This is a genomic window from Tsukamurella pseudospumae (assembly GCF_001575205.1).
GTDB classification, from domain to species: domain Bacteria; phylum Actinomycetota; class Actinomycetes; order Mycobacteriales; family Mycobacteriaceae; genus Tsukamurella; species Tsukamurella pseudospumae.
In genome coordinates, this window is record NZ_LSRE01000026.1 from 1 (window position 1) to 16,941 (window position 16,941).

The following is a 16,941-nucleotide window of genomic DNA, read 5'->3' on the forward strand; positions in this document are numbered from 1 at the left end:
GGACTCGGTGCGCGGATGGCACCGGGCGGGATCGGCCCGACGAACCACGACGGATACACCTGCAGACCACCAGGCTGAGACTGCCGCGCCAACAACCCCGCCACAGCATTACGCGCCTCCTCGATCGCATAACCCGCCGCAGCGTAAAGCCGCATGTAATCATCCTCGACCAACGACGCCGCCAAACCGTTGAACAACTCAACAGCCGCAGTCACCGCATTCCGCGCAAGAACCGTCAACACCGCCGACTTCCCCACAGTCGCCGCCATCGTCGCCGTCGCATTGTCATAACTGATCTTGATCAGATCATTGACGACCTTGGTCTCCCCATACCGAGGAATACCCAGATCACCCTGCGGAATCGCATACGGCGTCTCCGCCGCCTGCGGCAACGCCGGCGTCCCCTTCCCCAACGTCGCACGCAACCCCGAGAACAAGCCCGTGATGTAATCCCGAGCCCCCGCATCAACCCACCCAGGAAACGCCGGAGCAATCTCCGGGGTGAGGAGAATCAGACCACCCATGTCGTGGCTATCCCCGCTCCTCGGGATAGCAGTCCCGCCGGACCTGTTCGTAGTCGTACCGCGATGCGTAGTGGGACACGTATGCGGGGTCGAAGTAGTCGCCGCGGACCGCGAACCAGTATTCCGCGCGCTGTCTGTTCGCGTAGCTGGCTCGGACCGCGGCGATGCGGGCGAGGTCGAGGATGGCTGCCTGCAGCGCTGTCTCGGTGAGGCCACGAGTCGATTCGTCGAGGTGGAGAGCGACGGGGCTGCCCGAGTGATCGACGCTGATGCCGATCGTTCGGTCGGGGTTGTACACCGGGTAGTGGGCGCCCTCGAAATCGGGGTGGCCGTCGGGACGCAGCGGAATACCGTAGTCCGCGGGAGCGAGGACGGTCATGTGTCGGCCCGGGAGATGCTGGGGAAGTACTCCCCTTCGGTGGGCAGCTCCTTGGCCAGATCGCCCAATGAGCGGGAGGTGGCGAGGAAGCCCGCCGTCGCGGTGGCGCGTGCAGTCGCCGTCGCCTCGGCGATGAGGGCGGCGATCTCCGTCGCGATCCGCCCGGGGCGCTTGACGTCGAGGACGCCGGGCTTGAGCCAGAGGTCGACCAGTTCGCCCCGGAAGTTCACCTGTACGGCGATGTCGCCGTCCTTGTTCGCCGTGCCGTGCCTGGCCGCCTCCGCCCCCTCGCACACCTCGCCGATGCGGTCGCGCCCCGCGTCGGCGATATCGAGAGTGCGCTGGACCACGGGGTGAACGAACACCGTCAGGCCTCGCGGACGACTGCGCCGCCGGACTCGTCGTTGGTGGTGAAGACCGTTGCGGAGTTGTTCAGCGCGGTATCGGAGCTGTCGTTGCGGTGACCGAAGGTGGTACCGCCGACGTTGCGAGTGGCGAAGTGATGGGTGACGCCCATGTAGGTGACGTAGTTGGCGAGTCCGTGCGTTTCCAGGTACTCGGCCGGGAATCCGTCCTCCGCGACGGCCCACGCCCGGAGCGCGACCGCCGTCTGCTGGTGGATCGCCCCGAACCTCCGCAACTCGGGTGGCTGGACGTCAAGATTCTCAACCATGTGTTCACACCTCTCGTGACGGAGCGGGCTCTCCGGGCGATGGTAGCGCAACGACTCGATTGCGACTGGCCACCAGTGACTTCCAGAGGACATTGGGGTCGATCTGCGCGCGCCCGAGAGGGAGCTTCACCTGCTTCGCGCATGTCCGTGCGAGCACTACCTGCGCGTAGGGACGCAGCTCATTGGGGTTGGTCGGTAGCGCTTCCAACGAGGCCGTGTCGTTCCAGTCGATAGCGGTACGACGACTTCCGCTGACGATGCACACACCCTGGGAACCGATACGGATCTCCGTCCACTGACTCGGGCCGCGAGGCTTGAGCATCAGAACCAGTGCGATCGCGACACCGACCGCCCCGACGACGTAGAAGAAGATCGGACCTCCGCGCGCCTCGGAATAGCCGGACGGCGACGACGCGGCGTCATTTCCGATCAGCGCGACTCCGACCGACGACAACCCCAGCGCGAACGGCACCACCACTCGCGTCATGTACGCCGCGCCGGGCCAGCAGAGAAAGACGATCTCATCGTTCACGCCCCATTCCTGCCGGGGCCCCGGGGCGCGATACTTCCGTCCGGCGACAGCAGCCGCCCCCGCCGCGAGACAGACGAACGCCACACACATGAACGCCGCCGCCACCCTGGCCCATCCGGCGAAGGCCGCTACCGCGAGACCGAAGAACGCGATGATCACGGCCGAGAACACTCCCAGCAGGACAGCACGCGACCGGTTGAGTCCGGTGTCGGGCCACGGTGTGCCCGCGACCTGCTTCGTTCCTGGCGGCATTGGGGTCACCACAGCATTCTGATCAGTTTGGGAGCGAAGTATCCGACGGCGACCCCTGCGACTGCGCCGACGACGGTCCCTACAACAGGTACCTCGGATCCCGCGATCGCACCCGTCAGTGCCGCGGCTCCGAGATCTGCGCCGGTTGCCGCTACCGCTCCGCCGACTTCCGAGACGGTGGCCTCCGTCGGGTCCATCCCGCCGCGCACGTCCTGGGAGATCGCCGCGCCGGCGAACAGGAGATTCGTGATCCCGCCGGTGGTGACGCCGCCTCCGAACGCGACCCGCGCCTCGGGACTGCCCGGCGGCGCGTAGTGCAGGGCGGCTCCCCACGTGCCGTCCTCGCCGAGCGCGATGAGCGTCTGGCTCCCGAGGAGCGTCCCGTCATTGACCGTCTGCGGAAGAATCGCCTCGCCAGGGCGCGGGACCGTACCAGACGGAGTCGCCTGTGTCCCTGCAGGATTCGTTGCTGCGGGACTCGGTGCGCGGATGGCACCGGGCGGGATCGGCCCGACGAACCACGACGGATACACCTGCAGACCACCAGGCTGAGACTGCCGCGCCAACAACCCCGCCACAGCATTACGCGCCTCCTCGATCGCATAACCCGCCGCAGCGTAAAGCCGCATGTAATCATCCTCGACCAACGACGCCGCCAAACCGTTGAACAACTCAACAGCCGCAGTCACCGCATTCCGCGCAAGAACCGTCAACACCGCCGACTTCCCCACAGTCGCCGCCATCGTCGCCGTCGCATTGTCATAACTGATCTTGATCAGATCATTGACGACCTTGGTCTCCCCATACCGAGGAATACCCAGATCACCCTGCGGAATCGCATACGGCGTCTCCGCCGCCTGCGGCAACGCCGGCGTCCCCTTCCCCAACGTCGCACGCAACCCCGAGAACAAGCCCGTGATGTAATCCCGAGCCCCCGCATCAACCCACCCAGGAAACGCCGGAGCAATCTCCGGAGAGGCGAGGATCAGACCACCCATCTGTACTGATACCTCCACTCATCGCCAGCACGACCACCGCGCGATCACCGTCACCATCGTGCCGGGACACGCACAGTGAATCGCTGAAGGAATAGCCTCCCCAGCGAGAGTAGCGCAACGCAGCGGGCTTCACAGGCCAGGTTTCGAACCGTTGTTCAGGGCGGACATTCGGCACAAACAGTCCTGAAACAGGAATAGTCGGATTCACCCGACATTCAATTCATTCGAATTACTGCTGCGGTCGCAATACCCGACTGAGGACCGGCAGGGCGCTACGGACCGGCGGCGATGTCGTGCGCGACACCCCACACGACCAACGCACCGATGGCCAACGGATACAGCCCCGCCACGACGAGCACGAGCCGCCGACGGACGAACGCCGCGACGATCGGGAACGCGACCACGCCAAGGAACAGCGCGGGGTAGATCACCCACGCCTCCGCCCGGACCACGCCGAGTGCCCACGAACGCGGCATGCCCTCGGGGCGCTTCTCGATCGCACGGTTGATCGGAAGGTGGATCAGTGTCACCACGGCGAGGCTCGCACCGAACGCGACGAGAAGGACGACGCCCGCCCGTTCCACCCGTTCCCACCGGCGCGCGGCGCGCGACGATTCCAGGCCGACACCGTCCGACATGTCAGAAACCGCCCGTGCCATGCGAAATCTTGTCCGTTCCCGCCGCCTGGAGCTGCTGGATCGCGGCGTAAACACCCGTCTGGAACTGTTGTTCCGTCATGCCGGGGCCGTAGCGGTCGAACAATTGCGCTCCGATCCTCGTGGAGATGTCATCGCCGAGGTCGTTCGCTCCGACGCCCGGGACCGGCACGTTTCCGCCGCCGACCAGCGTCTCCTCGGAGAATCCGGCCATTCTTCCGACATAGCCGTAGTGGACGTTGGAGAAGATGTCATAGAACACCGAGTCGTATTCATCACCGCTCTTGGTCCACGGCAGACGCAGATAGTAATTGTTCCTACCCGCCATTCCCATGAGCTTGTCGATCCGCGGCTTGTGGTCCCACGGGCCCGGGTCCATGATTTTCGCCCCCGCGATGTTCACCGGCCCGTGCACCAGGTCGAACCATTCCTTGAACGCGCGCACTCCGTCGCCGGTCTTGCCCGAGGTGTTGAGCGCGAACAGCCGCTTGACCGCCTCGCTGTCCCGATTGGTGCGAATCTCGTTCCACATGAACTGCATGACCTTCTCGTAGCTGGATCCACCCGCTCCCGGGGTCGCGGTCGGGTCGACGAACGCCGGGGGGAGGTAGACCGTGTCGCGGTACGTTCCCGGGTCCTGCTGTCTGCCGAGCAGTTCGGTGATCGCCTGCAGCGCGTCGTCGAGCGCGGAGTAGGCCGCCGCCGCAACGCTGGCGAAGTCCGGCTCCACCGCTGCGGCGGCGCGGGCGTTGAAGGTCAGTATCGCGCTCGCCAGCTTGTTCCGCGCCGCCATCGTCAACGCGGCGGACCGGCCCACTGCGGCGACCATCTGCGCAGAGACACCGTCGTACATGCCCTTCAGCCGCGAGAACGTCCCCTTGAGCGAGCCGTACTCGTCGATTCCCGCCGCGTCCCCGGGTACCTCGTAGGGCGTCGGCGACACAGTGGCTCGCGCCGGCTCCCCTTGCCCCAGCGTCTTCCTCAGCGCGACGAACAACTGCGTGATCGCCGCCGCGAACTCCGGATCCCGCCGCAACACCCATCCCGGGAAACGCGGCTGTACTTCCAAGATCTCCGCACCCGGCACCAGCGGCGCTCCGCCCTTCGCCGCCGGCGAAAGCGAACCGTCCTCGTTCTGCACCCAGTGCGTCGTCCCATCCGGTCCACGGAACTGCCCGGGCGGCGCCGCGAACACCGGCTTGCCGTCCTTGAACGCCACTATCTGGCCCGACTCCGCCGAGTACCGATAGCTGTCGGGGGTGATCGAAGGGCCCGTCTCGGAGACCCTCCCGAGCCGGGAGACGGTCCCGTCCGCATTCTGAACGAAGTGCTCGGCGGTTCCGCCTGGCCCGTAGCGCGTGTAGGCGATCCTGCCGTCCGTGGGCAGCCAGGTGCCGTCGCCGAACACCAGCCCGCGCCCCATGGGCCCGCCCTCGGAGGTGTAGCGGTCCGCGAATCTGATCCCGGCATCGCCGTAGATCCGCTGGGCCTCCTGCAGGACGTTGGTGAAGTACTGATCCGAGCCGGTCACCTTGACCCCGCCGACGTCGAACCACTGCTCCTGCCACGAGTTGTTGAACACCGGGGCCCGCGTCCCGTTCCACGACGTACCCGGGTTGAACGTCCAGTCGTCCTCGCTCATCCCGCAACCCCTCCCACCGAATCCGTCGCCCCCACCGGCGCCGATCTGCGAATCCTACCGGCCGGAGTACGCCCGGGCTCCCGCGTTCCGGCGGCGACTCACGCCGTCAGCGCTGCGGCGAGGCGCTTGGCGAAGGTCCAGTGGTAGACGGTGCCCTCGATGTCGCCGGCGATCGCGGTGAACGTCGCATCCACACGCGCCCGGTCCAGAAGCAGCTCGTACAGACGGATGGCGGTGGGCTCGCGCTCCCCCAGTCCGACGGTGCGCGCCGGTACCCGCTCGGCCCGCATCGCGTCGTCCAGAGCCGACCTGTCACGGGAGAGCTGATCGATCACCGATTCGGGCACGGACCGTTCCGCACCGAGATATCGCCGCGCTTCGACGGGCGCCTGACCGGTCACGACATCCCGGGCCCCATCGGGGATGCGCTCGAGGTCACGGAGGAGTGCTCGGATCTGCCTCGCGGCCCGCTCGGTATCCATCGCCCGGATCTGAGCTGCACGCTCGGGGGACGCGACCACGTCGAAGCGGGGACGCGCACCGTCGAGCGCGGAGCCGGGCGCCGTGAGCCCGACGATGCCGCCCGCCCCCACGGCATCGCGCAGGGAACGCCCGGGATGCGTGGTTGCGACCGCGCCGAGCTCGTAATCGTTCGCGCGCGCGTACTCGACGACCTGCCGGACCGGATCGTCGAGGAGCGCCCACGCGACCTCGGGCACGTTCCACAGCACGCGGACGCCCTCGGGGATCCTGGACGGCGGCGGCAACCATCCGGCGTCGGAGGTCGCGGCGACGATGGTCGCGCCCGACGCGCCGGACAGCAGACCCACGGCCCAGTGCAGGCCCGAATCCGGCAGATGCTCGGAGCCGCGTAACGATCCCAGGATGGACGCGAGCACGCCGGAGACGTGCTCCTGCTCGGCGGTCGACGGGCCCGCGCCCGCGATCACACCGTCGGCAGTCCCCAATGGCACCGGCACCACGAAGGGCGGGCCGAGCAGCTCACGGTCGGGGCCCTGCGCATCGCTGCTCGCGGTATCCACCTGAGCCGACGTGGACTGGTTCGTGGCCGGCGAAGGCACCGCCCCCGGAGCCGACTGCGGGACGGCGACCTGTTGCGCCACCGCCGGTGCGGTTGCCGGAGCCGACGGGCCGGCGACGGACGGCGACGGCGCGACGTGTGCCGCGGCCGCCGCCGTCGGCACTGCACCGGCCGGCGCCGAAGCTGCGGGGACCGCTCCCTGCGCGGCCGCCGCCACCGCGCTGGCGGGCACGGCCGACGCGGCGGGGCCCGCACTCACCGCCGAGGAGGCGACCGCCGGCACGACCGCCGCGGATGACACCGCCCCCGTCCCCGCTGCGCTGAGCGCCGCGGTCGGGGACATCATCGGTGTCCCCGTGGTCGCGGTGCCGGTCGTCGCCGCCGGCTGCGCGCCCGCGACACCTGTTCCCACCTCACCGGTGCTCACCGGCGACGATGCGCCCGAGGCGGACGGCGCCGAGGTCGCCTGTGGACTGACCGATGCCGCGGAGCCTCCCTCCAACGAGGCCGACGGTGCCGAGGTCGGGCTGGGAGTGCTGCCGAGGCCCGCCTGCGACGGTGCCGGGGCGCTCGGCGCCGCCCCCGTCCCGGGCAGCGAGCTCGACGGTGCACCGCCCTGCGGCACCCCCGACGTCGCCGGGTTGGACAGGCCCGAAGCCGGCACCTGTGGTGTGTTGACGCCTCCGCCGCCTCCGCTGCCCAGCGACGGCGCACTCGTCATCTGAGTAGTACCCCCGGGGCCGGATACTCCCGTATCGATCGGGGCCCCGCCGCCCGCCCCCTGCACGTCCGAACCGTTCGGAGCCTCCGAGATGGCGCCGCCGCCCACACTGCCGAGATCACCCGCCGGAGGTTCGACCACGGTGGCACCTCCGCCGCCGAGTATCGGCCCGGGCTCTGCCGCGACCCCTCCGCCCGTGAGCTGGAATCCACCCAATGATGTTGGATCGGTAGCGCACTGTGTCGAAGCAGCCGTTGCCATCGCCCGCGCATCGGCGATAACGGCGTTGATGGCCGCGGTCGGGTCCTGTCCGAGCGGGACCAACTGCGCGCGGATCGCATTGATCTCGATCTCCGCCTGGTAGACGATCTCCGCCTGTGCGGCATTGGTTTCCGCCAACGATCTGCCCAAATTGCCGAGCATGAGGGACGTCGCCGCCAGCGACTCGCCGATCTTGACCAGACCGAGGAAGCTCCTCGCCCACGTTCCCGACGCACTTTCGACGAATTCGCCGTACCCGGTCATGCCCAACCGAAAGGCAGCGGCCGTGCCCTCGCTCGCCGCACGGAAGGCATCAGCGGAAGCCTGACCTGCCGCTAGCGATCGCGCCAAGAGTTCCGCGGGCGTGATGACGTCCTCCCACACGCCGGCAAGAATCTGATCGGCGTGCTCGGTCATGGGCTTGGTGCCGTCGCCCACCGGTTCAGCCCTTGCAGATCACGTTGAGCGATCCAGCCAGACTGTTGACGAGTCCTCGCTTGAACTTGAGCTCATCGTCCGGGGCGTGCTTCTTGATGGCGTCCAGCGAATCGATGTACGCGGTGATCCAATCCTGCACAGTCGGTCCGATCGCGGCGTCCGCTTGCGGCGACACGCGCGACGCCAAACGCGCCAGATCCTGCTTCGCTGTGACCAGATCAGCTTCCAGATTCGGAGCTGCATAGTCGACAGGATCTTTGAACTTGGGAATCTGCTGCGATGTCAACGCGCTCGCGGCACACACGCTCGCCTTGGATGTAAGGCTGCCGTGCAGGCGGTACTCGTCCGGTATCGCTGCACCCGACGACGCGGCAGCGGACGAGGACGACGCGGGGGCGGCGACGGCACCGTCGGACCCGGACCCGCGGTTGAGGACGACCAACCCGACGACTGCGGCGATGACCACCACGATCACCGCCGCGACCGACACGACGACGATGACAGTGCGGTTCGCCCCCCGAGCCGGTCCGCCCGTGGGCGGGAGGCCCGTCGGGTTCATCATCGGTCGCCCCGGGAAGTCCGGCGGTTGTTGGCCTTGCGTCAACGAACTCTCTCCTTCAGCCAGGATCAGCGGACCGATCCGGAACCTGTCGGCGCGTTCCATCGCTGGCTTCGTCCCGTCCCCCATCACAGCGCCTAGACGGTCTTACACATTGTATTGAGCTTCGCAGCGATCGAGTCGACGAGCCCCGAACTCCACTTGAAGTCGTCGCCGGTCGCGTGCCTCGACAACGCATTCAGGAAATCCCCGTATGCCGTCAGCCACTCCTGCATCGCCGGTCCGACCGGCGCATCCGCGTTCGGCGAGACTCTCGACGCGAGCCTTTCCAGCTGCGCTCGAGCGGCAGCGAGATTGGCATTGAAATCTGGCGCGCGATAGTCGACCGGATCCTTGAATTTCGGTATCTGGGCGGACATCACTGAGCCTGCAGCGCACACGCTGACCTTGCTCGTCAGCGTTCCCCGAAGCCTGTACTGGTCCGGTATCGCTGCACCCGACGATGCGGCAGCGGACGAGGACGACGCGGGGGCGGCGACGGCACCGTCGGACCCGGACCCGCGGTTGAGGACGACCAACCCGACGACTGCGGCGATGACCACCACGATCACCGCCGCGACCGACACGATGACGATGACAGTGCGGTTCGCCCCCCGAGCCGGTCCGCCCGTGGGCGGGAGGCCCGTCGGGTTCATCATCGGTCGCCCCGGGAAGTCCGGCGGTTGTTGGCCCTGCGTCAACGAACTCTCTCCTTCAGCCAGGATCAGCGGACCGATCCGGAACCTGTGGCGCTACTGCTTGCCGTCGAGAGCGGTCGTCTCGAACGGGGGACGGACGGGTTCGTCAGCGGCGCCGATCACGGGCAGCGCACCGATCTGCTGGTCGACCGACGGGAATGCCGCATCGTCGACCAGGGGGGCCGTCTCCTCCAGCTCGGATCCGGGGGTGACACCGCTCCCACCCGATTGCCCGCCCCGATGCATCGGAGCCATCGGCATGCCGGTCATCGGCATCGCGGTGGTCGTCCTGGCGGGCGTGCTCGCCGCAGCGACCGACTTCGACGGAACCTGCGTTGCACTCACTGCCCCGGTCAGCGCCGTCCCCGTCCCGGTCGTCGGGACAGCTCCGCCACCGCCACCGCCTCCACCGCCGCCCTTGCCCGCGCCGGCGCCGGCACCGGTGCCCTTGCCCTTCGTCGGATCGGTGGTCGGCGTGACCTTCGACGGATCGGTGGTGTTGGTCTTCGTCTGCTGGGCCATCTGCGCGGCCTGCTGCGCGAACTGACCCGCGGTCTGCCCCAGCTGCTGTGCGGTCTGAGCCGCCGTCTGCAGCAGCTGGGTCGGCATCTGCAGCAACGAGGAACCCGCCTGGCTGGCCATCTGAAGCATCTGCTGCATCTGCTGCTGATCGTCCTTCCCGCTGACCAGGTCACCACTCTTGGTGTCGCCCTCCTTGACCACCTTGGTGCCCTTCTGAGTGGCCTCGTCGGTGGCGCGCTGGCGCTGCTCAGTCGCCTCGATCTCGGGGAAGAGCCCCGGAATGATGCCGTTCACGGCAGCGGCGATCCGTCCGCCGTGCGGACTCGTGAACCCCAGCGGCGACCCGATGCCCGTCACCTGATTGCGGATCCCCGTGGTCGCGACGTTCGCCTGCGTGGCGAGCACCGTCGAATCATTGCTCACCACACCCGGTTGAACGTCATACCCACCGCCCACAGGGCAGCCCTCCAACTTGTCCCACGGCTACGGGCTGGATCCGAGCAGCCCCCATCTCCGAAGAACGGTACCACCGAGGTCCGATCAGCTCCCGGTGCCGAAAGCCTCTCGTCGCGCGGCCTCGACATCCTCTGCCTTGGCGTACGCCTCGACGGCCGAGGGCTCGAGCACCTCGCCGCGAACCGCCGCCCAGTACTCGGCGCGTTCGCGAACGGCGTAGCTGGATCGGACGGTGGCGACGGAAACGACCTTGAGGATCTCGGCGTGCAGCGCCTCCTCGTTCAGTGCCGCCACGGCGTCTTCGAGGTGTACGGCCAGCGTCCGGCCCGACAAGTTCGAGCGAACGCCGACGGTGCGCGCGGGGTTGAAGACGTCGTACCGGGCGTTCTCGAAGTCCGGGTGCCCCTCCGCCGTCAGCGGCAGCCCGTAGGCGAGCGGGTCCGGTGCCGTCATCCGCGGCCACCGTCGTTGCGCGTGCCGAACGGAAAGTACTCGGATTCCTCCGGGAGATCGGCGACGAGCGTCGGCACGATCTTCATCGCATCGGTTATCAGCTGCTGCGACTTCGCGATCGAGGCATCGCCCGCGGTGGCCAGCAGGGCGTTGATCTCGGCCGCCACCCGCGCGGGCCGCTTCCGATCCAGCACCCCCGGCTTGAACCAGACGTTCACCAGGGCGCCCCGGTGGTCGACATTGACGGCGATGTCGCCGTCGTCGTTGAGGACACCCGCCTGGCTCGCGAGCGCCTCCTCACGCGCCGACTGCAGCAGGTCGATCACGTCGCGCGTTATGTCCAGCGTCTGCCGGACCGCGGGATGCACGTCCTTCGCCACGGCTACCCCGCCTGGATCCGATCACCCTCGTTGGAGTCGTTCGTCCCGAAGATCGTCGCCGACGACGTCAACGCCGTCGCCGTCGAGGAATTCGCCTGCGCGAAGGTGTCGCCCGCGACCCGCCGCGTGAGGTAGTGCTGCAGCAGCTTCAGGTACGTCCCGTTGTTCGCGATTCCGTGCGTCTGCAGATAGGTCATCGGGAAGTTGCCGTCCTCCGACGCCCACGCCCGCAGCTGCGCCTCCGTGACGCCGTGCGTCTGCGAGAACCCGTGCAGCACACTGAGCGTGACGTCCAGCTTGTCCTTCGGCACTTGCGCCTCCTCCACCGACCACGTAGAACCGACTCCATGGTAGCGGCCCGCTCCGACCACCGTGGGTACGGCGCGGCATCCTCGAGCCATGGATTAGGCGGCATCAGCGGCACATGATCGTCCTCGCGATGGCGTTGCCCGCCGCGCTGGCGATGTGCGGCGCGATCTACCTGACCGCCTCCGACGACGACAGCGACGAGCTCCCGCGGCGCCGGATCAGGTACTGGCAGTGCTGCCTACTGTGTTGCGTCTTCGTCCCGCTGGCCGTCGTCGCAGCGAAGCCGGACGTCGATGTCGGAGCGTTGGCGGCGGTCGGCGCTCTAGTCGCGATCGGATTCGTGATCAATGCCGTCGCGCGCACGCGGTACGCAGCGCTCCCGTGGACCACGAGGAGTACGGGCGAAGCGGCGACCGCGATATCAGCACAGACGCTGCGTGCTGATCGTGGCGACACTGCGGCCGACCCCGATTCCGAGCAGAACGTGCCCTGGCGGACATCGCGACCGAGTCGATCACGCGCAATACTCCTGTGCATACTCACAGCTGGGCTGATCACCCTTTCCGCAGTCGCCGCAACGTCTCTCATGGGACCTGCGCGGACCGCGGCCGCACTCACGTGCGCTGCTTTCTGCTTCCTGGCCGCGGCGTCGACGCCCGGCGCGGTACGGAAGTACGAGCACCCGGGCGTGCATTCGCCCCGGCTGGAGAACAGAGTGTTCCACTGCTGGCCGGGTGCGACGTTCACGGCACGGATCGTGCCGTCCGTGACGCTGGCATCGCTGTCGATCGCGGCGGTCCTGGTGGGAGCGTCATCGAGCGCGGCCCCCGCGGGGCTCGCCAGCAGTCGTGGCGTGGCCCTGGTCTGGTACGCCATCGGGGCCATAGGCCTCGCGACTGCGCTCTTCCTGACGCTCACACCGCGTTCCGCCAGTCAGTGGACAGAAATCAGCGTCGACGACCGCGGGGTGATCATTGTGAGCTCTCGCAGGACCATCACCGTGGATTGGCTCAGCACGGTTGATCTTCGTGCGCTGCCGACGGCCTCCTACGAAATCCGCCCCGCGGCCGAGATCGCGATAACGATGGTGGACGGATCGGAGGTCAGCTGCCCGCTGGGGAGAGCCCGAGTCGATCCCACCATCATCTGGTCGGCACTGACCAGCAGCCGGAACAGAGCACTCGGGCACTGACCTCGATCCCGGGCCCGCGTCGGATTTTCGCCCCTGGCGACCGGCGAGCGGCGAAGAAGAGGTAACCGGCCGAGCGCTCAGGCCTGCGTGCACCACGACGACAGGTCAACAGCCTTGGTCGCCGGCACCAGCACACTCGATCCCTCGGGAACGGTGTGCGTGCGTTGCAGCGCATGGAACACGCCGGGAGCCGAGCTGCAGGGCTGGACGTCCAGTCGCGCATACGAGTCCACCGCGCGCCCGGTACCGGTCATGCGGAACTCGTCCCGGAACCATCTGCCGGCACCGGTGTAGGCCACGGGTATGGGGCCGGCCTGGCGGGACACCAGGTCGAATCCATCGGGAATCAGGCGCGTGCCTACCCCGTCGACCAGTGCAGACGCGTCCGGGACCTTCGCCGTGATCCTCCACAGCATCGCCGTGACGTTCGGCGTGAACCCGTCCTCCGTGTAGTCGGGCTCGGCCGCCACGATCAGACCGGAACCGCTCACTTCCTCGTCGAGCAGGCTCCACCCGGGCACGGCCTCCCAGAGGTCGGCGGGCGCAAGTCCCGCACGGATGACCAGCAGCTCGATCGCGCCGCCGAGCGCTGCGACGCGCTCCTCGAAGGTCTCAGAAATGATCGGCACGTTGCACCCTCCCGTGTATCCGTCACCGGACCAGTACCGAGTAACACTACGTGTGCGTTCGCACTGAGTGCGCCGCCTGTGCCGGGGGCACCGGCCAGCGGGCTCCATATGCTGTGCTCACGCGAGGAGGTGGACAGTGCGGACGGGTCTGATTCTGGCGACGGTGCTGCCACTGATCGCTATCGCGGATGTGGGTTGTGTCCGGGACTGAGCGTCACTTCCCGGTGACGCGGGCCCGCTCGATCCCGGACAGGACCGCCGCGAAGTTGTAGCCGGACATGCGCAGCTTGCCGCCGTCGCCGGACCGCGGATACTCGGAGTGGCCCGATGCGCCCTGTAGATCACCGGCGGATCCCGCACGGGGTCGCGATGGCCTCGTGCAGCCGCTACCCGCGCGCTTCGGCCGAACGCATCTGCTGCAGAGCGGCCAACTTCTGCGCCGCCGGCGGCTCGTACCCCGAGTTGAATCCATCGGCCAGGTCCGCGGCCAGCCCCTCCAACGCACGGATCGTGCGCTTGCGGAGCAGGTCCAGGTCGATCGGGACGTCGGCGTCCAGATGGGGATCGTACGGGATCTCGTGCACCCGCAGCTTCTGACCGGCGCGGAACAGTTCGTCGAACTGCTCGACCGAGACACTGCTGCGCCGCTTCGTGTGGTTGATCACCACGATCGTGTTGGCGAGCAGCCCGTGCCAGCCGTGATGCCGCAACCAGTCGATCGTGGCGGCCACCTTGCGGACACCGCGCGTCGTCGCGGACGCGGGCAGAATCAGAGCCGACGAGATCTCCAGCACGCCCGTGGCCGTCCCGGTCTGCAGGCCACGGCCGGCATCCACCAGCGCCAAGCTGTAGTGCGGACGGAAGATCGAGTACAGATCCAGCACGTCGTCGTAGTCGGTCAGATCCCTACCGTCGAATCTCCACGGCGTCGGCAGTACGTGCAGGTTCGTCGATGTCACGGCCAAGTGCTTATCCACCTGGTTCCGGTCCGACAAGTCGGCCTGCTGGATCAGCGTGCGCGCCGTTGCACCCCCCTGATGCCACGCCGTGACCTGATCCAGATCACCGCCATCCGGATCGAGGTCCAGCGCCACCACGTTGTCGGCACGGGTCCGTTCGAGAATCTGGCCGAGGGCTCCCACGATCAGCGTTCCGCCCGAATTGTCAGCGAACACGCTCGTCACATGAAACTTGTTCTTGGGTACGCGAATCCGATGCACGAGCTCGGCGTGCTCGTACTCCCGAGGGCTCGGGCCCACGTCGAGGCCCATCTTCCTCACCCACGCGCGCCAGCCGGATACGCGCACCGCCGCGTCCGAGAACCGGATCTGCTGGTTGAACGACGACGAGGCAGTGGACATCGGCGCACCCGACGATTCGCCCATCGGGTGCGCGACCTGCTGATGCTGCGGGCCGACCTGTTGCGGTGCCGGCACGCCCTGCACCGATGCTCCGAGCTGACCGAACGGCTGCGGCGGAGCCGGGCGGGGCACCTGGCCGGAGTTGTGTTGGACCTGAGCAACAGGCAACGGTTGCGCGGCGGGCTGGGGCTGGAACGGCGCGGCAGGCTGGCCCGACCACGGGCCGGGCTGCTGGAACGGACCGGTCGGCGGCACGAAGCCGGCCTGACCGGCGTGCGTCTGACGCGGCGCAGCCGCGCGATGCTCCCCTGGGTCGGGCTGCGGGGAGTCAGGCAGCCCGGCCTCGACCTGGGGGGCCGACGGTGCCGCGAGCCGGTCCGCAACGCCATCCACTGTCGCATCGGCGTCCGGATCATCGACCACCGCGGGATGCTGCGACGTGGGACGCTCGTCGGCGGCGATCACAGCCGGCTCGACAGCGGGGTCGATCGCAGCCGACTCGACCGCGGCCGGGACGTCCATCGCCGCCGGGACGACGGGCTCGCCGGCGGCCGGGACGGTCCCGACCGGGTCGACATCGTCGACACCGGGGAGCTCGGGTTCCTCCCACTCGCCGCTCGCGTGCTCGGAGAACGCACCCGACTCGGGGGCCGCATCGGCAGGAATCGGCGACCGAATCACCGGCACGGCAGCGACGTCCGCGGAGGATTGCAGAAGCGCAGCCCCGTCGTCGCCCCCACTGTGGCCATTTTGCGGAACGAACGGAACCCGAACGTTCGTGGCGGCATCACCCATGGACCCATCTCTCTATGCTGATGAAGACTTTTGCAAAAACATACATGGCCCAGGTGGGGCAGCGCGAGTGTGGATCTCGATCAGTTTGACAAGTTGAACCATCCGGCGCAGCCGCCGCGTTCGACGAGCTCCATGAGACCCTCCGAGAAGCGTCGCCGTGTTCCCGGGCTGATGGTCACGTCGAGGACGCCGTCCGCGCCCCGCGACGAGGTCGACAGCACCCGTCCGGCCTCCGTGTCGAGAACTCCGACCGCCCAGGTGGCCTGCGCCCGCACCCCACTGGAATCCGCTCGGTGGTAGACGATCTCGGCGCGACGGCCGGTGTACCGGGCGGCGTCCACGAGGAGGTCGACCGTCTCGGGCGAGACATCGTGTTCCCGCAGCCTGCCGCGGAACGCGCGCTCGCTCCGTGCACCGCCGATCTGCGGCTCGAACGTGGCCACGATGTCGGCGAGCGACGCCGCGTCCACTGTCAGTGACTCGAAGTCCGCGGCCTCGCGGGCACCGAGAACGCGCCACAGGGGCTCGACCACGGTCGACTCGAAGTCCTCGCGGTCCGCAGGGACCCCCTGGACCGTGAGCTGGTCGTCGTTGCGGAACGCAGTCACCGTGAGTCCGCCCGCGCGCACGACGGCCCCACGGAGCATCGAATCACCGTCGAGCACCCGGACGGCGAGCTCCGCCTCCGGGGACTGCAACGCGCGCAGCCACTCCGCGACCTGCGGGTCGACGGCGCCGTCGGAGCCGACGAGCCCGGCCCCGACCAGGCCGGGGAACACCGCGAGATCGACGGCGAACTGGTCGTCGGGTCGGTACACGTTGGGGTGCACCGCCAGGACCACGCACGCCAACTCGGTGACGTCCGACAGTCGCATCAACAGCAGGAACTCATCGATCGAGGAGGCGAAGGCGGACAGCTTCACGGCGGGTTCCTCGCGCAGCACGGCCACGTATCCTTCCCTTCTCTTGGAGTCGGCCCCACGGTGTCCGGCCGACTCCACTGTCGCTAGACGGTGTAGAAACCGGCGGCCTGCGTCTGCCCACCCTGATGGATCGCAGCAGCGGTCGAGATGTTCACACCACACTTCTGCAACGCGAGCGACAGATTCTCATTGGCCTTCAAACACACCTCATGAACATGCTGATAGCTCTCCTGATCCACACCCACCCAGTTACCCGCATTCAGATTCGCGGTGTTATTGGCCGTGAGCTCAGCAATATTCGCATCCGCCACCGCCGCAGCCTTACCGAAACTCGCCGACGTGGTGTCATAGCTCGCGTAGTTGACCAGAATCCGGTCGACACTCATGGAAGTTCTCCTCTACTATTCGCAGTCGATCAGGTCAGACAGTGGCATAGCCGGTGAACAACGAACCACCATCACCATCGGTATTAGCGATCAAACCACCATTCCGATTCAGCGCCTCAGC

General features: G+C 67.8%; 21 protein-coding genes. 2 read left to right on the plus strand and 19 right to left on the minus strand.

Annotated features, from left to right (window positions below):
• The 9 genes from AXK61_RS16240 to AXK61_RS16280 form a co-directional block, all read right to left on the minus strand.
• On the minus strand, positions 1–524 hold a 524-nt coding region (locus AXK61_RS16240), incomplete at its 3' end, for a hypothetical protein (RefSeq protein ID WP_197466840.1).
• Between the two features lie 7 nt (positions 525–531).
• Positions 532–903: a hypothetical protein gene (locus tag AXK61_RS16245; protein ID WP_068746361.1), complete on the minus strand. Its 372-nt coding sequence runs from the start codon at positions 901–903 to the stop codon at positions 532–534.
• Complete coding sequence (locus tag AXK61_RS16250; protein ID WP_156485702.1) at positions 900–1,253, minus strand: hypothetical protein; 354 nt, start codon at positions 1,251–1,253, stop codon at positions 900–902. The genes AXK61_RS16245 and AXK61_RS16250 overlap by 4 nt, the downstream gene beginning before the upstream one ends.
• Positions 1,254–1,270: 17 nt before the next feature.
• Complete coding sequence (locus tag AXK61_RS16255; RefSeq protein ID WP_197466841.1) at positions 1,271–1,576, minus strand: type VII secretion target; 306 nt, start codon at positions 1,574–1,576, stop codon at positions 1,271–1,273.
• Positions 1,577–1,580: 4 nt separating this feature from the next.
• Entirely contained in the window at positions 1,581–2,369 is a 789-nt protein-coding gene (locus AXK61_RS25070; protein ID WP_156485703.1) for a hypothetical protein, read from the minus strand.
• Positions 2,366–3,358 carry a hypothetical protein gene (locus AXK61_RS16265; RefSeq protein ID WP_068746365.1) on the minus strand — a complete coding sequence of 331 codons (993 nt, stop codon included), beginning with the start codon at positions 3,356–3,358 and terminating at the stop codon, positions 2,366–2,368. Before AXK61_RS16265 ends, AXK61_RS25070 begins: the two co-directional genes overlap by 4 nt.
• Before the next feature lie 272 nt (positions 3,359–3,630).
• The gene (locus AXK61_RS16270) at positions 3,631–3,996 is read right to left on the minus strand and encodes a hypothetical protein (RefSeq protein WP_068746366.1); all 366 of its coding nucleotides are present in this window, start codon (positions 3,994–3,996) and stop codon (positions 3,631–3,633) included.
• A gap of 1 nt (position 3,997) precedes the next feature.
• Positions 3,998–5,437, minus strand: coding sequence for a polymorphic toxin type 44 domain-containing protein (locus AXK61_RS25075; RefSeq protein ID WP_156485704.1), 1,440 nt, complete (start codon positions 5,435–5,437; stop codon positions 3,998–4,000).
• Between the two features lie 317 nt (positions 5,438–5,754).
• Positions 5,755–6,699: a hypothetical protein gene (locus AXK61_RS16280; protein WP_068746368.1), complete on the minus strand. Its 945-nt coding sequence runs from the start codon at positions 6,697–6,699 to the stop codon at positions 5,755–5,757.
• Positions 6,700–6,721: 22 nt separating this feature from the next.
• Between AXK61_RS16280 and AXK61_RS16285 the strand changes: the two genes are divergently transcribed.
• On the plus strand, positions 6,722–7,423 hold the full coding sequence (locus tag AXK61_RS16285; RefSeq protein ID WP_156485705.1) for a hypothetical protein: 702 nt from the start codon (positions 6,722–6,724) through the stop codon (positions 7,421–7,423).
• Positions 7,424–8,122: 699 nt separating this feature from the next.
• Here AXK61_RS16285 and AXK61_RS16290 read toward each other — a convergent pair.
• The 6 genes from AXK61_RS16290 to AXK61_RS16315 form a co-directional block, all read right to left on the minus strand.
• The gene (locus AXK61_RS16290) at positions 8,123–8,782 is read right to left on the minus strand and encodes a hypothetical protein (RefSeq protein ID WP_156485706.1); all 660 of its coding nucleotides are present in this window, start codon (positions 8,780–8,782) and stop codon (positions 8,123–8,125) included.
• Between the two features lie 32 nt (positions 8,783–8,814).
• Entirely contained in the window at positions 8,815–9,417 is a 603-nt protein-coding gene (locus AXK61_RS16295; RefSeq protein WP_156485707.1) for a hypothetical protein, read from the minus strand.
• A 51-nt stretch (positions 9,418–9,468) separates the two neighbouring features.
• Complete coding sequence (locus AXK61_RS16300) at positions 9,469–10,359, minus strand: hypothetical protein (RefSeq protein ID WP_156485708.1); 891 nt, start codon at positions 10,357–10,359, stop codon at positions 9,469–9,471.
• Positions 10,360–10,476: 117 nt separating this feature from the next.
• The gene (locus AXK61_RS16305) at positions 10,477–10,845 is read right to left on the minus strand and encodes a hypothetical protein (protein ID WP_068746373.1); all 369 of its coding nucleotides are present in this window, start codon (positions 10,843–10,845) and stop codon (positions 10,477–10,479) included.
• Complete coding sequence (locus AXK61_RS16310) at positions 10,842–11,225, minus strand: hypothetical protein (protein ID WP_068746374.1); 384 nt, start codon at positions 11,223–11,225, stop codon at positions 10,842–10,844. The genes AXK61_RS16305 and AXK61_RS16310 overlap by 4 nt, the downstream gene beginning before the upstream one ends.
• Before the next feature lie 2 nt (positions 11,226–11,227).
• Positions 11,228–11,536 (minus strand): type VII secretion target, encoded by a 309-nt coding sequence (locus AXK61_RS16315; protein ID WP_197466842.1) that lies wholly within the window; start codon positions 11,534–11,536, stop codon positions 11,228–11,230.
• A 113-nt stretch (positions 11,537–11,649) separates the two neighbouring features.
• Here AXK61_RS16315 and AXK61_RS16320 point away from each other — a divergent pair, with 113 nt between their 5' ends.
• Positions 11,650–12,726 carry a hypothetical protein gene (locus AXK61_RS16320; RefSeq protein ID WP_068746376.1) on the plus strand — a complete coding sequence of 359 codons (1,077 nt, stop codon included), beginning with the start codon at positions 11,650–11,652 and terminating at the stop codon, positions 12,724–12,726.
• Between the two features lie 77 nt (positions 12,727–12,803).
• Here the strand turns inward: AXK61_RS16320 and AXK61_RS16325 are convergent, their stop codons facing one another.
• From AXK61_RS16325 to AXK61_RS25085, 4 genes are all read right to left on the minus strand, one after another.
• The gene (locus AXK61_RS16325; protein ID WP_068746377.1) at positions 12,804–13,355 is read right to left on the minus strand and encodes a hypothetical protein; all 552 of its coding nucleotides are present in this window, start codon (positions 13,353–13,355) and stop codon (positions 12,804–12,806) included.
• Between the two features lie 386 nt (positions 13,356–13,741).
• Positions 13,742–15,511, minus strand: a complete 1,770-nt coding sequence (locus AXK61_RS16330) for a hypothetical protein (protein ID WP_156485711.1) — start codon at positions 15,509–15,511, stop codon at positions 13,742–13,744.
• A gap of 80 nt (positions 15,512–15,591) precedes the next feature.
• Positions 15,592–16,455, minus strand: a complete 864-nt coding sequence (locus AXK61_RS16335) for an ESX secretion-associated protein EspG (protein WP_197466843.1) — start codon at positions 16,453–16,455, stop codon at positions 15,592–15,594.
• Between the two features lie 62 nt (positions 16,456–16,517).
• Positions 16,518–16,820 carry a hypothetical protein gene (locus AXK61_RS25085; protein ID WP_068744299.1) on the minus strand — a complete coding sequence of 101 codons (303 nt, stop codon included), beginning with the start codon at positions 16,818–16,820 and terminating at the stop codon, positions 16,518–16,520.
• Between the last annotated feature and the right edge of the window lie 121 nt (positions 16,821–16,941).

Excerpts from the sequence above, each read along its gene's own strand:
- AXK61_RS16320 (WP_068746376.1), top strand. The coding sequence starts at position 11,650 with ATGATCGTCCTCGCGATGGCGTTGCCCGCCGCGCTGGCGATGTGCGGC.
- AXK61_RS16305 (WP_068746373.1), bottom strand. The coding sequence starts at position 10,845 with ATGACGGCACCGGACCCGCTCGCCTACGGGCTGCCGCTGACGGCGGAG.
- AXK61_RS16330 (WP_156485711.1), bottom strand. The coding sequence starts at position 15,511 with ATGGGTGATGCCGCCACGAACGTTCGGGTTCCGTTCGTTCCGCAAAAT.
- AXK61_RS16290 (WP_156485706.1), bottom strand. The coding sequence starts at position 8,782 with ATGGAACGCGCCGACAGGTTCCGGATCGGTCCGCTGATCCTGGCTGAA.
- AXK61_RS16245 (WP_068746361.1), bottom strand. The coding sequence starts at position 903 with ATGACCGTCCTCGCTCCCGCGGACTACGGTATTCCGCTGCGTCCCGAC.
- AXK61_RS25075 (WP_156485704.1), bottom strand. The coding sequence starts at position 5,437 with ATGGGGCGCGGGCTGGTGTTCGGCGACGGCACCTGGCTGCCCACGGAC.
- AXK61_RS16255 (WP_197466841.1), bottom strand. The coding sequence starts at position 1,576 with ATGGTTGAGAATCTTGACGTCCAGCCACCCGAGTTGCGGAGGTTCGGG.
- AXK61_RS16265 (WP_068746365.1), bottom strand. The coding sequence starts at position 3,358 with ATGGGTGGTCTGATCCTCGCCTCTCCGGAGATTGCTCCGGCGTTTCCT.
- AXK61_RS16270 (WP_068746366.1), bottom strand. The coding sequence starts at position 3,996 with ATGTCGGACGGTGTCGGCCTGGAATCGTCGCGCGCCGCGCGCCGGTGG.
- AXK61_RS25085 (WP_068744299.1), bottom strand. The coding sequence starts at position 16,820 with ATGAGTGTCGACCGGATTCTGGTCAACTACGCGAGCTATGACACCACG.